We start from the raw sequence: 14,113 nt of genomic DNA, 5'->3' as shown, positions 1-14,113 counted from the left end.
GCCCCAATCGGAGAAGAACTATGGCAGACCTGCTCAAGAAACCCTTTGGCACCCGTGGCAAGGTGCATGACATCACCCCGGCCAGCGCCGGATGGCGGTATGTAGGGTTCGGGCTTTATCACCTAAAGGCCGGGGACCGGGCAGCTGAAGTCACAGGAGACCGGGAAGTCATTCTGGTGATGGTCGAAGGCAAGGCGAAAATCACTGATGCCGGGCAGGATTGGGGCGTGTTGGGCGACCGGATGAACGTGTTCGAAAAGACGCCGCCGCATTGCTTGTACCTGCCCAACGGCACCGAATGGGAAGCTGTCGCCGAGACCGATTGCGTAATGGCCGTGTGTTCGGCGCCGGGCAAAGGCGGTCATCAAGCGCGCCGGATCGGGCCGGACGGCATCACACTCACCGAACGCGGCAAGGGTGTGAACACGCGATACATCAATAACATCGCGATGGAGAACGAGGACTATGCCGATAGCCTTCTGGTGACAGAGGTCTTCACACCAAACGGGCACTGGTCTTCATACCCCAGTCATCGCCATGACGAGGATGACTTCCCCCGGATCACCTATCTGGAAGAGACATATTACCATCGACTCAACCCTGCCAATGGGTTCGGGATACAGCGGGTTTACACCGATGACGGTCAACTGGATGAAACGATGGCCGTATCCGATGGCGATGTTGTGACTGTCCCGCGGGGTCATCACCCTTGCGGCGCACCCTATGGGTTTGAGATGTACTATCTGAACGTCATGGCGGGACCACTGCGGAAATGGCGATTTGTACCGGCCCCGGAGGTCGAATGGATCATGGAGCGTGACGGATGAGCAAAGATTTCGCCAATTACCCATGCCTTGCAGGCAAGACGGTTTTCATTACAGGCGGGGCCGGAGGAATTGGTGCGGAAACTGTAAGGGCCTTTGCCAATCAGGGGGCCAAGGTCGGGTTCCTAGACCTCAATGCTGAGGCTGGGCTTGCGCTGCTGTCGGACTTGGAAGGCGAGCACGCGTTTGCCCAATGCGATTTGCGCGACATTGAGGCGATGAACGCCGCAATGGGGCAGTTGGTTGAAGAGTTGGGTGAAGCGGATGTGTTGGTCAACAATGCCGCCCATGATGACCGCCACGACTGGCGCGATGTGACGCCAGAGTATTGGGATGAGCGTATGGCGACCAATATTCGCCACATGTTTTTTGCCATTCAGTCGGTGGCTCCCGGCATGATCGCGAAGGGTGCGGGTTCGATCATCAATATCGGGTCGAATTCATGGTGGGAGGCCGGAGCGGGTTTTCCCGCTTATGCCACCGCTAAATCCGCAGTCCACGGCCTAACCCGTACCATGGCGCGCGAGTTGGGGGATCATCGCATTCGCGTGAATGCGGTCGTGCCCGGCTGGATCATGACCGACCGTCAGAAAGACCTGTGGGTCACGCCCGAAGCGCTGGCCAAGCAGGTGGACCGGCAATGCCTGCCGGACCCGATTGAACCGGTTTATGTCGCCCGAATGGTGCTGTTCTTAGCCTCGGACGACGCCGCAATGTGCAGCGCCGGGAACTTCATGGTCGAAGGTGGTTCGATCTGAGAACGTCGAAACATCTGGAGAGCTGACATGCCTCAACCCTTTCAGCTTGCGGCGTGCGCTGAAATGCTTTGGCTAGACAAACCCATGGACTGGCGTGCCGCGCGGCTGACCGAAATGGGGTTTGGTGTGGGCCTTTGGAACTGGCCTTCGTGGGATCTGGGCAAGCTGGAAAGCGTTGGCGCGAACTACACGATCATGAACGGGTATCTTCAGGGGCGCCTTGCTGACAAAGAAGGCGCTGACATGCTGCTGCAATCTGCGCGCGAGACAGCGCGGATTGGTAAGCGCTTGGGTGTGGATCGTCTGAACCTACACGGTACTGGTTTGGGCGATGGTGGAATTCCCATCTGGCAACATGACGTCGTGACCGGTGACATGTGGCTGACAGCGCGCGACACGCTGCATCGAATCTGTGAACTGGCAGAACAGGAAGATGTTGTTTTCACGCTGGAAAACCTAAACCTGCTGGACCATCCCGGCTGTCCCTTTGGGTCGACCGAAGACGTTCTGGCTCTGGTTTCGTCTGTCAATCATCCACGTTTGCGCATCAATCTAGATCTTTATCACACGCAAATCGGTGAAGGGGATCTGGTCCGTTGGTGCAAGAAATGCCTGCCATGGATCGGAGAAGTTCAGGTTGCTGACAATCCCGGCCGGTGTGAACCCGGAACCGGTGAGATCAATTATGCCGCCGTTGCAAGGGCGCTGGATGACATGGGGTATCATGGACCTGTCGGTCTGGAGGCTTTCGCAGCAGACAACCCGGAAACGGCGCTTGAGGCCTTCCGGGTTGCTTTTACGATTTAAAGGCGCTCGCGGACGTTATCGTTGGGGTGGCGCGCCAAAGGCACGGATTACGGTGCGGGCAGCGGCCTCGACCAGGTCGTGGGTTTCCTTCAGTATGGTGACCCGATCAAACCTTTCAGGATCACGATTGACGGCGTCTCGCATGGCGTGACCAAACGCCATACGCAGTTCCGTCCCGATGTTGAACTTGCAGATCGAGGTCTCTCGCGCCAGTTTCATGCGCTGTTCTGCCGGCACGCCTGACCCGCCGTGAATGACCAAAGGCACCTCGGTCAAGGCATCAATCTCGGCGATGCGCGCCTCGTCCAAGCCCCCTTCTTTGTTTTGCTGCAAGTGAACATTGCCAACCGAAATCGCCATCGCGTCCACCCCGCTTTCACGTGCGAACTGTGCGGCCTCTTCGGGATCGGTGCCGTTTGAACCTTCACCGCCCGAGTACCCGACAAAGCCGATTTCGCCTTCGCAGGAAATCCCTGCTGCGTGGGCCATTTCGGCAATTGCGGCGGTCTCATCAATATTCTGTTGCAATGGCTTGCGGGACCCGTCGAACATCAAAGAGGTAAACCCGCTGTCCAGCGCGATCTTGCAGTCTTCGAACGTGTACCCGTGATCCAGATGAGCCACGACCGGGACTGAGGCATTTTCAGCCAGATAACGGAACATCTTGCCTAAAATGGGAAGTGGTGTGTGTTCGCGACAGCTGGGTCCGGCCTGCAAAATCACAGGCGCATTCTCGGCTTCAGCAGCGGCCACATACGCGCGCATGTCTTCCCAACCGAGTGTAACCAGCCCGCCAACGGCGTAACCCTGTTCATAGGCAGGTTGCAGGACGTCTTTCAGTGTGACGAGGGTCATTTGAACTTCGCGATCATGTCTTTGATGCCCGGGATCGTTTCGATCTGATAGGCATGTGTGGGTTGGAAATACTGCACCAGCGAGCGTTGGCTCAGCCCGCCGAGGATGGTGAAATAATACATCTCATAGCCCGGCAGAACGCAGCACGGATGATAGCCCTTGTCGATGCAGATCGTTGAGCCATCAACGATGTGATAGGCGTCGCCGGGTTCGTTATCTTCGCGTTGCAACATCTGTAGCCCCGAACCCCAGTTGGGTTTGAAACGGAAATTATAGGTCTCGTCGTGGCGCGTTTCGTCCGGCAGGCGGTTGGTGTCGTGCTTGTGGCTGGGAAAGCCCGACCAGCCGCCCTGACCAACTGTAAACAGCTCGCTCACCAACAGGCGGCCGACTTTGTCGTGCTGTTTTTGCCCGAGGATATGTTTGATCTTTCGATGGGTTTTGGTGTCGTCGCTGCCGTATTGAACAAGGTCGTGCTGGCGCACATCAAACGGGTCCAGCACCTTGTCGTATTTGGCGCCGGCAATGAACACTTCGGTCTCATCCGACACGCAGATCATCTGCACTTTCGCGCCGACAGGCACATAGACGCCTTCGGGTTCGCCATCCCAGACATCTTCGCCCCGGTTACCCAGTTTCGGGAAGGCAACGCCTTCGGCGTCCACATCGACGCTGCCGGTGGCTGGAACGATGCAGGTCTCATAGCCGGGAACCTGATATTCGAACGCCTCACCCTTTTTCAGCTTAACAATGTTGAAATAGTTCAGCGGAACCGTTGGGTCATCGGCATCGACGATGGGCTTGTTCTGATTGTCATAGGGCGCGATGTGCATGGGTGTCTCCTATGTGGTCGGGCCGGAGTGTGAGGCGAGGAACGCGTCTAATTCCGAGGTTATCGGCATGGCTGGCGCGCATCCTGGCTGGGATACAACGATCGATGCGCAGGCCGAGCCGCGCATGACAGCATCCCTCAAGTCATGGCCCGCAGCAATTGAGGCCAACAGACCCGCCATGAAACTGTCTCCTGCCCCATTGGGTTTGACGGCCGTGACCGGATAGATGCCGGTTTCGATCTCTTGCCCGTCCAGCAGCGTAACGGCACCTTTTTCGCCCATTTTGTAGATGACGATCCGACCGGGTTTTTCTGCCAGCTGCTTGGCCTTGGCAAAGCCCTTGTCGATACCGCCAGCCATGAACCCGAACTCTTCGTCATTGCCGACGATCAGGTCGCTGGCTTCACCGGCCCGCGACAAGACTTCGGCGGCTACCTCGGGCGAAGGCCAGCTGTAGGGGCGGTAGTCGATATCGAATATGATTGGCAGGCCAACAGCTCGGGCGTTTTCGAACGCACGGAATGTGGCGCTGCGTGATGGTTCGGATGCAAAGACCGTGCCTGCCGAGATGACTGCCGAAAAGGACGAATAGTCAACCTTGTCCATGTCCTCTTCGGTGACCTGAAAATCGACGGCCCCGTTGCGGTAGATGACATTCTGAAAGTTTTCGATCCGGCTTTCGTAGACGGCCAGCGACATACGGTATTCACCGCCCAAAACGCGGATATAGGTGGTGTCTACGCCATAGTGGCGCAGGCGGTTCAGGCAGAAACGACCGACCGCATCGTCTGAGACTGACGTAATCAGAGAGGCCTGACTGCCCAATTTGACCAACCCGGCGCAAATATTTGCTGAAGAACCACCCAGATCAGCATGGAAGGTGTCGGCGTCCTCGCTTTTGACACCGATCGGGTCCGCATACATATCCATGCCAGCACGCCCGAAAACGGCGAAGCGGTTTCCTTTGATACCGTCTATCAAAGCGCTCAAGTCATGTCCTCCGGCAAAGTGGGGTGTGCAAAGTTTGGACCTTGCGCTGAATCGATTCACACGATACTGATTTTGCAACCGGTTGCAAATGATATGTTCGGAGCCGTTGCAGATGCCTGAAATCGGAATTGGAATTGTGGGTGGCGGCTATATGGGCAAGGCTCATTCCGTTGCCATGTCGGCCGTTGGCGCGGTTTTCAACACCGCATTAAGGCCCCGGCTTGAAGTCATTTGTGCGTCCAGCCCCGAAAGCGCTGAACGTTACCGCCTGGCCTATGGTTTTGAACGCGCGACTGACGATTGGCGTGTGCTGGTTAAAGACCCCATGGTCGAAGCCATTGTGATCGCCTCACCGCAATCCACGCATCGTCAGATTGCCGAAGCAGCTTTTGGTCTGGGCAAGCCCGTGTTGTGTGAAAAGCCCCTGGGTGCGTCGCTGGAAGACAGTCAGGCCATGGTTGCAGCGGCCGAAGCCGCAGGCGCTGTGAACATGGTTGGGTTCAACTATATTCGCACGCCCGCCAGCCAGTTTGCCCGCCAACTGATCGCCGATGGAGAGATCGGCGACATCACGTGGTTCCGGGGTGAGCACACCGAGGACTTTTACGCTGATCCGCAGGCCCCCGCCACGTGGCGCACAACGGGCATGGCCAATGGCACAATCGGCGACTTGGCCCCGCATATGGTGAACGGAGCGATGGCCCTGGTTGGACCGATTGCTCAGGTGATGGCCGATGTGGAAACCGTGCATAAAACTCGGCCCGGAGGTGAAGTCACGAATGACGACCATGCCCAGATGATGTGCCGGTTCGAAAACGGCGTTATGGGCAACCTGTATTTCAGCCGCGTCGCGACGGGTCGTAAAATGGGCTATGCGTATGAAATATCGGGCACAAAGGGCGCAATCCGGTTCGATCAGGAGGATCAGAACGCGCTGTGGCTGTATAAGCGGGAAGGGCCCGAAGCCGCGCGTGGGTTCACCAAGATCCTGACAGGTCCCGCGCACCCGGATTATGAACCCTTCTGTCAGGGCCCGGGTCACGGCACCGGCTATCAGGACCAGATCATCATCGAGGCCAAGGACTTTCTGCAGGCCATACATACCGGAGAAGCGATCTGGCCGACCTTCCGTGTCGGGCACGAGGTCAACCGCGTGCTGGCCGCCGCCTTGGCGTCCTCAGACCAGCGACAATGGAAAGACATCAGCGATTTCTGATCGCTCAATCTATGAAATTCTAAAGAGAGACGATGACCATGGCTAAGTTGAGATGGGGCATGATCGGAGGCGGTGAAGGCAGCCAGATTGGGCCTGCCCATCGCTTGGGCGCGCAGGCTGACGGACTGTTTGAGTTTGCTGCTGGCGCGCTGGACCACCGGCCCGAAGCGGGCCGCGAATACGCGCAACGACTGGGTGTTGCTGCCGACCGTGCATATGGCAACTGGCAAGAGATGCTGGCGGGCGAGAAGGACCGGGATGATCGAATTGATCTGGTGACCATCGCCACGCCAAACTCGACCCATTTCGAGATAGCCAAGGCGTATCTTGAGGCGGGCTTTAACGTCTTGTGCGAAAAGCCGATGACCATGACGGTTGAGGAGGGCGAAGAGATCGTCCGCGTTGCTGAAGCTTCGGGCAAGATCTGCGCGGTGAACTACTGCTATTCCGCGTACCCAATGGTGCGTCAGGCGCGTGCGATGGTGCGTGCAGGCGACATCGGCAAGGTGCGGTTGGTTGTGACGAACTTCAGCCACGGTCATCATGGCGATGCCACAGATGCGGACAACCCACGTGTGCGTTGGCGCTATGATCCTGCGATGGCAGGTGTCTCGGGGCAGTTTGCAGATTGCGGTATCCACGCGCTGCATATGGCTAGCTTTATCTGCGATGACGAGGTTAAGACCCTTTCCGCCGATATGGCTTCGACCATCGCGAGCCGTGAACTGGAAGACGATGCAATGATCAACTTCCGGATGGAAGGCGGCACAGTCGGGCGTCTCTGGACGTCATCGGTGGCAATCGGGCGGCAACATGGCTTTGACATTCAGGTCTTTGGGGAAACCGGTGGGCTGCGCTGGGCGTCCGAGCAACCCAACCAATTAATCTATACCCCGGTGGGTGGGCGTACCCAGATCATCGAAAAGGGCGAGGGCGGACTTCATGACGAGGTTCAGCGTTTGTCTCGGGTCGCAATCGCGCACCCCGAAGGGTTCCCGCTGGCCGTAGCTAATATCTATTGCGATCTGGCCGATGCAATTCGTGGTGAAAGCCGGGATGGGCTGCCGGGGGCGGCTGATGGGGTCCGCTCCATCGCCGCTGTCCATGCGGCTGTTGCTTCGGGCAAAGCGGAAGGTGCGTGGCAGGATGCCCGTCCACCGATGTTCCGCTGATCAGGGGCGGGGCCGCAACGTGCCCCGCTCAATCACCCGGCAAGGGAAAATACGGGCCTCGGGATAGCGCTGGGGCTCTTTCAACATCTCGACAACTAGATCGACGGATGAGGTAATGATCTGCTTGATCGGCTGGTGAATCGTCGTCAGATCGATGCTTTCCCAGCGCGACATTTCCATGTCGTTCAATCCAATGATTCCAACATCTTTGCCCGGCTGCAAACCGTGATCTTTAAGCGCTGAGAGTGCGCCAATCGACAGGATGTCGTCACCGCAGAAATAAGCCTGGGCCGGGTTGTTGGTCAAAAGGCCCAGCATCTCGGCCCGCCCTGCCTCGAAAGAGTAAGCCCCAGCAAAACAATGGTTTACTTCAATCTCCGGGTGCTCAGCCATCTCTTCCATAAAGCCGCGATGTCGATCTAGGGCCGAGGTCGCGTCTTTGGGCCCGCCCAGATAGCCGACGCGTGTGTACCCGCGTGCCAAAAGTTCACGGGCGGCCATACGCCCGCATTCCACGTTGTCGATGCCGACGACATGCACTTCGGGTGAAGTGGCCGAACGTCCAAATGTATGCACCACGGGCACGCCCGCGTCGTGAAAAGCTTTGGCAAAGCTCGGCGGCAGCGTTGACGACGCCACGATGGCAGCATCCACCGAGTATTGCCGCAACATGCGGACGGAATTGGCGGGCTCGGTCTCATCCGTTAGGTTCACGATCAATGGGCGCAGGCCGCGTTCCTGCAAGGCGCGTGTGAATTGATCGAAGACCTCAAGGAAAATGGGGTTGTGGAAGTTGTTCGAAATCAAGCCGATCAGCTTTGTCCGCCCCGTCGTCAAAGACGAAGCAAGTGCGTTGGGGCTGTAACCCAATTCGCGCGCCGCTTTTTCGACTTTGCTGCGTGTTTTTGCCGAAACCGAAGCGCCTTCGGTGAAGGTGCGAGAGACAGCAGATCGCGAAACACCGGCAAGGGCAGCGACGTCTTTGAGTGTCACGCTCAAGGGTGGCTCCAAGGGCAAAAGGGAAGGGGCATTGAGGCGATTGTCATTGTAAGTTCATTATGCATTATCGACCAATTCCCGCAACCGGTTGCAAAACATCATAAGACAGATCTTCAGTCGTAAAATCTTCATCGAAATGTGAATTATGTGTTCCGAAACAGCTCGGACGCCAAGACTCTGCCTTTAGGTTCAGTTGCCTTGGCCTAAGACACACTGGAAACGGACGCAAATGCAACTGCGCTCAGCACCCAGTGATCAAAAAGGTCTATTTCGCGGAAATGGGCGCTGTGTGTTCAATTGAAACAGAACTCTTGGTATTTTCCGTCAAGGTCAGAAGAAAATCTTCGTTTTGGTTCATTTGAACACTGTGGTACTTCATGTGAACGTTACAGAATCGCTTTACAGGGCGGTCAGGCGTCAATCTTGACACGACCTGCCCCAACATTGCTTTGTGACCCAGCCTGGAGGATCCAATGAAAACAACGACGAAATACGCTGCTGCGACCGCTGCTATTTTCGCTGCGCCTACCGCCTTTGCCGCCGATAAGGCAGAAGTTCAGTTCTGGCACGCCATGGGCGGCCAGTTGGGCGAAATCACCGACAAGTTTGCCGATGATTTTAACGCACAGTCGGACAGCTGTGTGATCAACTCGACCTACAAAGGCAACTACACCGAGAACATGACCGCCGCCATCGCCGCCTTCCGCGCGGGCGAGCAGCCGCATATCGTTCAGGTTTTCGAAGTTGGCACTGCAACCATGATGGCCGCAGGCGACAAGGGTGCGATCTATCCTGTCTACAAGCTGATGGAAGACGCGGGCATCGAATTCGATCAGTCGAAATATCTGCCGGCTGTGATTTCATATTACACGGACACCGACGGCAACCTGCTGTCGCTGCCTTTCAACTCGTCGACCCCGGTTCTGTGGTACAACAAGACCGCTCTGGACGCGGCGGGTGTTGCCGTTCCGACGACATGGGATGAAGTGGAAGAGGTGGCGCGCGCACTAAAGGCCAACGGTGTTGAAAAGCCGTTTTCTTTCGGCTGGCAGTCGTGGTCGAACCTCGAAAACTATTCGGCTTGGCATAACATTGACTTTGGCTCAGAAGAAAATGGCTTTGCCGGCCTGTCGACCGAATTCACCTTCAACAACGACGCGGTTGTAAACCACATCCAACGTATCGCGGACATGGGCAAAGAGGGTCTGTTCGTCTATGGCGGTCGTCGGGGTGACAGCCGCGGTCAGTTCGTGAACGGTGAAACCGCGCTGTGGATCAACTCGTCGGCTTATTATGGCGGCTTCAAGAACGACATCAAGGATTTCGAGTTCGGTCAAGCCATGTTGCCGTTGGATTCCGCTCTGGCTGACGCCCCGCAAAACTCGATCATCGGTGGCGCGACCCTTTGGGTTCTGAACGGACACGAACAGCCCGAATACAAGTGCGCGGCCGAGTTCTTCCAGTTCCTGTCAGAGCCTGAGCAGCAAGCCAATTGGCATCAGACCACGGGTTACGTTCCCATCACCACAGCTGCGTATGAGCTGTCAAAGGAACAGGGTTTCTATGAGACCGATCCGGGCACCGATACCGCCATCAAACAGCTGAGCCTGAACGAGCCCACACCGGCTTCGAAAGGTCTGCGCTTTGGCAACTTCGTTCAGATCCGTGACGTGATCAACGAAGAGCTGGAAGCTGTCTGGTCGGGTGAAAAAGACGCTCAGACCGCAATGGATGACGCTGTTGAACGTGGTAACGCCCTGTTGCGCAAATTCCAGGACGCAAACAGCTAAAATACCCCCTCATGGCGCGGTCCCCTTTGGTTTGAGGGGGCCGCGTTCTCGATCCTACTGACTACTGAGATCTGACATGCAGAAACGCGTCGTCTTCCGATCCAAGCTGCTGCCTTACCTGCTGGTGGCGCCACAGATCGCCATCACGCTGATCTTCTTTTTCTGGCCATCCTATCAGGCTTTAGAAAGCTCTTTCTTTGTTGAAGACGCGTTTGGGTTTTCCCGCAACTGGGTTGGAATGCAGAATTATGCAGAACTATTTGCCGACCCCGGTTATCTCAGATCATTCAAAACCACGCTGATTTTCAGCGTTTCGGTTGCCGCCCTCGCCATGAGCATCTCGCTGGGTTTGGCCGTTGCGGCCAACCGTGTGATCCGGGCTGCGACCGCGTATCGTACTCTGCTCATCTGGCCCTATGCGGTTGCGCCCGCTTTGGCCGGGGTGATCTGGTATTTTCTGATGAACCCAAGCCTTGGCATTGTCGCCTATTGGCTGAAAGGGTTGGGGGTGAACTGGAATCATTATGTGAATGGTGATCAGGCGCTGTTGCTGGTGATTGTCGCGGCGGCTTGGAAGCAGATCAGCTATAACTTCCTGTTCTTTTTGGCCGGTTTGCAAAGCATCCCGAAATCCCTGATCGAAGCCGCTGCCATTGACCGTGCCAGCCCGGCGCGGCGGTTCTGGACGATTGTGTTCCCGCTGCTGACGCCCACCACATTCTTTCTGCTTGTGGTCAACCTTGTCTATGCCTTCTTTGACACCTTTGCCCTGATCCACGCGACAACAGAAGGGGGCCCGGTCGATGCCACCTCGATCCTTGTCTATCGCGTTTATTCCACCGGCTTCGTCGGTCAGGATTACGGCAGTTCAGCTGCTCAGTCGGTTATTCTGATGGCACTGGTGGTTGGCATGACCTTCATCCAATTCCGCTATATCGAGCGTAAGGTGAACTACTGATGGTCGAAAATCGCCCCTTCCTGACCTTCTTGACCCATGCTGCGCTAATCACCGGTGTTCTGTTCCTGTGCTTTCCGGTCTGGATGGCGCTGGTGGCATCAACACACAGTGCCGGTGCGCTGTCCTCGTCCCCCATCCCGATGTGGTTTGGCGATCAGGGCTGGCAGAACTATTCCCTATTGATCAGCCAGGGCCTGCCCGAAGCGGGCGGAGTACCGCTGGGCCGCATGATGCTGAACAGTGCGATTATGGCCTTTGGGATCACCTTCGGCAAAATCGCCATCTCGATCATCTCGGCCTATGCAGTGGTTTATTTCAAGTTTCCGTTCCGCATGGTCTTTTTCTGGATGATCTTCATCACCCTGATGCTGCCGGTCGAGGTGCGCATTCTGCCCACCTTTGATGTGGTCACCAAAATGGGGCTGCTCAACAGCTATGCAGGGCTGATCGTGCCGCTGATTGCCTCGGCCACAGCAACGCTTCTGTTCCGTCAGTTCTTTCTGACCATCCCTGATGAGCTGGTCGAGGCCGCGCGGATTGATCGTGCCGGACCATTGCGCTTCTTCTGGGACATCCTGCTGCCGCTGAGCCGCACAAACATCGCGGCGCTGTTCATCATCCTTTTCATCTTTGGCTGGAACCAATACCTGTGGCCGCTTTTGGTGACCACGGACGAAGGTCTCTACACCATCGTTATGGGCATTCAGCGCATGGTGAATTCGGGTGAAAGCCTGCCGGTCTGGCATCTGATCATGGGTACGGCCGTTCTGGCGATGATCCCGCCGGTTCTGGTTGTGATTGCAATGCAAAAGCTCTTTGTCAAAGGGCTTGTGGAAAGCGAGAAATAATATGGCCAATCTGAGCATCAGATCCCTGGGCAAAACCTATCCCGGCGGCGTGTCGGCTGTGCGCGACGTCAATGTCGAGATCCAGGATGGTGAGTTCATCGTACTGGTCGGCCCATCGGGCTGTGGCAAGTCGACTATCCTGCGGATGATTGCAGGACTTGAAACCATCACGACGGGTGATCTGGATATTGATGGTCGCCGTGTGAATGATCTGGAACCCGGAGATCGGGACATTGCAATGGTGTTCCAGAACTATGCGCTTTACCCGCATATGACCGTGCGCGCGAATATGGAATATGGCCTGAAAAACGAAGGTCTGCCGAAAGACGAGATTGCCGAGCGCATTGCCGAGGCATCGCGTACGTTGCGCCTGTCGGAGTATCTGGATCGCAAGCCGCGCCAGCTTTCGGGCGGGCAACGCCAGCGCGTAGCCATGGGACGTGCCATCGTACGCAAACCAAAAGTGTTCTTGTTCGATGAACCGCTGTCTAACCTCGACGCCAAGCTGCGTACCCAATTGCGGGCCGAGCTGAAGGCCCTTCATGCCCGGCTGAACGGCACCTTTATCTATGTGACCCACGATCAGGTCGAAGCGATGTCGCTGGCAGACCGCATCGTGATCATGAGCGAGGGTCAGATCGAACAAATCGGCACACCGATGGACCTGTATCTGCGCCCTGCAACGCGCTTTGTCGCAGAGTTTATCGGCACACCGGCGATGAACTTTATCGACGCAACGGTTGGGTCTGATGGGCATTCTTTGCAGATCGGAGAGCAAATGATTGCGTCCGACGCGCCCATTCAGGCACCGGCAGGCACATCGGTGAATGTTGGTATTCGCCCGGAACATCTTCACCGTGGGCACGGTCACGCGATGCACGTGAAGCTCACAACCGGTTTTGTCGAACAGCTTGGCGCGGACACGATCGTGCATGGCGAAGTGTCTACCAACGGCACGCCTTCGCCTCTGGGTGTTCGTCTTCAGGGTGTTCACATGCCTGAACCTGGCAGTGAACTGGAACTTGGGGCGGCTTTGTCAGATCTGCATCTATTTGATGCGGCCTCTGGGCGTCGTTTGAATACATGAGCGCTGACACAAGCACGCGGTCATCGATCCCATCTAAAGAGCCGTCGGGACCCATCTGGGACGACATCTCGCGTGCCGTCACGCCGGATATGGCGTTTCGCTGGTACGAAGACATTCGCGATCGCCTGCCCGCAGCGCCAAGCCAAACGGGCGCGTTGCAACATATCCCCGATCTGGGGGAAATTGCAGATCATGCCGACGTGATCGTCTTTGATGCGTATGGTGTGCTCAATACGGGAAAGATCCCGATACCGGGTGCGGCCCGGCGCGTCTCTGACCTGCGCGCTGCTGGTAAATCAGTGTTTGTGCTGACCAATGCTGCCAGTTACGCGGCCACCCAAGCGCGCGAAGTTTTCCGGGATCTGGGCTTTGATTTTACGTTGGAAGAGATCGTTTCCAGCAGAATGGTGTGCGAGCGACATTTGCCGCATCTGCCAAGCGGTCAGAGTTGGGGTGTTGCTGCCCCGGCCGATTGGGCCGGGGATGAGGTCGATGTGCCCACATTACAACTGCTGGACGATATTGAAGTCTACGATCGGGCGGGCGGCATCCTGTTTCTGAGCACGCTGGACTGGAATAGCGATCGTCAGGCGTTGTTGCTCGACAGTCTGGCCCGCAATCCTCGGCCCGTTGTTGTGGCGAACCCGGATCTGGTTGCGCCGCGTGAAACCTGCCTGACGCGCGAACCCGGATTTTATGCGCATGACTTGCAATCCCGGCTTGGGCTGAAGCCGCAGTTTCACGGCAAACCCTTTGCATCCGTGTATCATGAGGTCGAACGCAGGTCGGGCGCGGTCGACCTCCGTCGTATTGTCATGGTCGGGGATACGTTGCATACCGACATTCTGGGGGCGCAATCGCATGGCTGGAGATCGGTTCTGATCACCAATCACGGCCTTTTTGCCGGCCAACGCGTGCAAAAATACATTGATGACAGCGGGTTGTACCCGGATTGGATCGCACCAAACATCTGAAA

At 56.8% G+C, this 14,113-nt stretch carries 14 protein-coding genes; 10 read left to right on the top strand and 4 right to left on the bottom strand.

Features of this window, described 5'->3' with window-relative positions:
- The first annotated feature begins 20 nt into the window (after nucleotides 1-20).
- Genes iolB through GOV90_RS14940 form a run of 3 tightly spaced genes read left to right on the top strand, consistent with a single transcriptional unit; the run spans nucleotide 21 to nucleotide 2,389 of the window.
- Nucleotides 21-827, top strand: coding sequence for a 5-deoxy-glucuronate isomerase (gene iolB / locus GOV90_RS14950; protein ID WP_171093477.1), 807 nt, complete (start codon nucleotides 21-23; stop codon nucleotides 825-827).
- Entirely contained in the window at nucleotides 824-1,582 is a 759-nt protein-coding gene (locus tag GOV90_RS14945) for an SDR family NAD(P)-dependent oxidoreductase (RefSeq protein ID WP_171093475.1), read from the top strand. The genes iolB and GOV90_RS14945 overlap by 4 nt, the downstream gene beginning before the upstream one ends.
- 27 nt (nucleotides 1,583-1,609) lie before the next feature.
- Nucleotides 1,610-2,389 carry a TIM barrel protein gene (locus GOV90_RS14940; protein ID WP_171093473.1) on the top strand — a complete coding sequence of 260 codons (780 nt, stop codon included), beginning with the start codon at nucleotides 1,610-1,612 and terminating at the stop codon, nucleotides 2,387-2,389.
- A 15-nt stretch (nucleotides 2,390-2,404) separates the two neighbouring features.
- Here GOV90_RS14940 and GOV90_RS14935 read toward each other — a convergent pair whose 3' ends face one another.
- From GOV90_RS14935 to iolC, 3 genes are read right to left on the bottom strand one after another with little or no spacing between them, the layout of a single operon-like run.
- Nucleotides 2,405-3,244: a class II fructose-bisphosphate aldolase gene (locus GOV90_RS14935; protein ID WP_171093471.1), complete on the bottom strand. Its 840-nt coding sequence runs from the start codon at nucleotides 3,242-3,244 to the stop codon at nucleotides 2,405-2,407.
- Nucleotides 3,241-4,077, bottom strand: a complete 837-nt coding sequence (locus GOV90_RS14930; RefSeq protein ID WP_171093468.1) for a 5-deoxy-glucuronate isomerase — start codon at nucleotides 4,075-4,077, stop codon at nucleotides 3,241-3,243. The genes GOV90_RS14935 and GOV90_RS14930 overlap by 4 nt, the downstream gene beginning before the upstream one ends.
- Before the next feature lie 9 nt (nucleotides 4,078-4,086).
- Nucleotides 4,087-5,067 carry a 5-dehydro-2-deoxygluconokinase gene (gene iolC / locus GOV90_RS14925; RefSeq protein ID WP_171093466.1) on the bottom strand — a complete coding sequence of 327 codons (981 nt, stop codon included), beginning with the start codon at nucleotides 5,065-5,067 and terminating at the stop codon, nucleotides 4,087-4,089.
- A 112-nt stretch (nucleotides 5,068-5,179) separates the two neighbouring features.
- Between iolC and GOV90_RS14920 the strand changes: the two genes are divergently transcribed.
- A complete protein-coding gene (locus GOV90_RS14920; RefSeq protein WP_171093464.1) occupies nucleotides 5,180-6,283 on the top strand; it encodes a Gfo/Idh/MocA family protein in 1,104 nt (367 codons plus the stop codon).
- Nucleotides 6,284-6,321: 38 nt separating this feature from the next.
- The gene (locus GOV90_RS14915) at nucleotides 6,322-7,455 is read left to right on the top strand and encodes a Gfo/Idh/MocA family protein (protein WP_171093462.1); all 1,134 of its coding nucleotides are present in this window, start codon (nucleotides 6,322-6,324) and stop codon (nucleotides 7,453-7,455) included.
- Here the strand turns inward: GOV90_RS14915 and GOV90_RS14910 are convergent, their stop codons facing one another.
- A complete protein-coding gene (locus tag GOV90_RS14910) occupies nucleotides 7,456-8,454 on the bottom strand; it encodes a LacI family DNA-binding transcriptional regulator (RefSeq protein ID WP_171093460.1) in 999 nt (332 codons plus the stop codon). It lies immediately after the preceding gene.
- 473 nt (nucleotides 8,455-8,927) lie between these two features.
- Between GOV90_RS14910 and ugpB the strand changes: the two genes are divergently transcribed.
- The 5 genes from ugpB to GOV90_RS14885 all read left to right on the top strand — a co-directional run bounded on the left by ugpB (nucleotide 8,928) and on the right by GOV90_RS14885 (nucleotide 14,111).
- On the top strand, nucleotides 8,928-10,244 hold the full coding sequence (ugpB, locus tag GOV90_RS14905; protein ID WP_171093458.1) for a sn-glycerol-3-phosphate ABC transporter substrate-binding protein UgpB: 1,317 nt from the start codon (nucleotides 8,928-8,930) through the stop codon (nucleotides 10,242-10,244).
- 76 nt (nucleotides 10,245-10,320) lie between these two features.
- On the top strand, nucleotides 10,321-11,202 hold the full coding sequence (ugpA, locus tag GOV90_RS14900; protein ID WP_171093456.1) for a sn-glycerol-3-phosphate ABC transporter permease UgpA: 882 nt from the start codon (nucleotides 10,321-10,323) through the stop codon (nucleotides 11,200-11,202).
- The gene (gene ugpE / locus GOV90_RS14895; protein WP_171093454.1) at nucleotides 11,202-12,050 is read left to right on the top strand and encodes a sn-glycerol-3-phosphate ABC transporter permease UgpE; all 849 of its coding nucleotides are present in this window, start codon (nucleotides 11,202-11,204) and stop codon (nucleotides 12,048-12,050) included. Before ugpA ends, ugpE begins: the two co-directional genes overlap by 1 nt.
- A gap of 1 nt (nucleotide 12,051) precedes the next feature.
- Nucleotides 12,052-13,137: a sn-glycerol-3-phosphate ABC transporter ATP-binding protein UgpC gene (gene ugpC / locus GOV90_RS14890; RefSeq protein WP_171093452.1), complete on the top strand. Its 1,086-nt coding sequence runs from the start codon at nucleotides 12,052-12,054 to the stop codon at nucleotides 13,135-13,137.
- Nucleotides 13,134-14,111, top strand: coding sequence for an HAD-IIA family hydrolase (locus GOV90_RS14885; protein WP_171093450.1), 978 nt, complete (start codon nucleotides 13,134-13,136; stop codon nucleotides 14,109-14,111). Before ugpC ends, GOV90_RS14885 begins: the two co-directional genes overlap by 4 nt.
- The last annotated feature ends 2 nt before the right edge of the window (nucleotides 14,112-14,113 follow it).

This window comes from Ruegeria sp. HKCCA5929, from assembly GCF_013034525.1.
GTDB lineage: Bacteria > Pseudomonadota > Alphaproteobacteria > Rhodobacterales > Rhodobacteraceae > Ruegeria.
The sequence above is the reverse complement of the archived record's forward strand: the minus strand, read 5'-3'. Positions and strand labels throughout refer to the sequence as shown.

What these genes read in the sequence shown, in the direction of transcription:
- ugpB (WP_171093458.1), top strand. Translation starts at nt 8,928, where the DNA reads ATGAAAACAACGACGAAATACGCTGCTGCGACCGCTGCTATTTTCGCT.
- GOV90_RS14945 (WP_171093475.1), top strand. Translation starts at nt 824, where the DNA reads ATGAGCAAAGATTTCGCCAATTACCCATGCCTTGCAGGCAAGACGGTT.
- GOV90_RS14915 (WP_171093462.1), top strand. Translation starts at nt 6,322, where the DNA reads ATGGCTAAGTTGAGATGGGGCATGATCGGAGGCGGTGAAGGCAGCCAG.
- GOV90_RS14940 (WP_171093473.1), top strand. Translation starts at nt 1,610, where the DNA reads ATGCCTCAACCCTTTCAGCTTGCGGCGTGCGCTGAAATGCTTTGGCTA.
- ugpE (WP_171093454.1), top strand. Translation starts at nt 11,202, where the DNA reads ATGGTCGAAAATCGCCCCTTCCTGACCTTCTTGACCCATGCTGCGCTA.
- iolB (WP_171093477.1), top strand. Translation starts at nt 21, where the DNA reads ATGGCAGACCTGCTCAAGAAACCCTTTGGCACCCGTGGCAAGGTGCAT.
- GOV90_RS14930 (WP_171093468.1), bottom strand. Translation starts at nt 4,077, where the DNA reads ATGCACATCGCGCCCTATGACAATCAGAACAAGCCCATCGTCGATGCC.
- GOV90_RS14920 (WP_171093464.1), top strand. Translation starts at nt 5,180, where the DNA reads ATGCCTGAAATCGGAATTGGAATTGTGGGTGGCGGCTATATGGGCAAG.
- GOV90_RS14885 (WP_171093450.1), top strand. Translation starts at nt 13,134, where the DNA reads ATGAGCGCTGACACAAGCACGCGGTCATCGATCCCATCTAAAGAGCCG.
- ugpC (WP_171093452.1), top strand. Translation starts at nt 12,052, where the DNA reads ATGGCCAATCTGAGCATCAGATCCCTGGGCAAAACCTATCCCGGCGGC.
- ugpA (WP_171093456.1), top strand. Translation starts at nt 10,321, where the DNA reads ATGCAGAAACGCGTCGTCTTCCGATCCAAGCTGCTGCCTTACCTGCTG.
- GOV90_RS14935 (WP_171093471.1), bottom strand. Translation starts at nt 3,244, where the DNA reads ATGACCCTCGTCACACTGAAAGACGTCCTGCAACCTGCCTATGAACAG.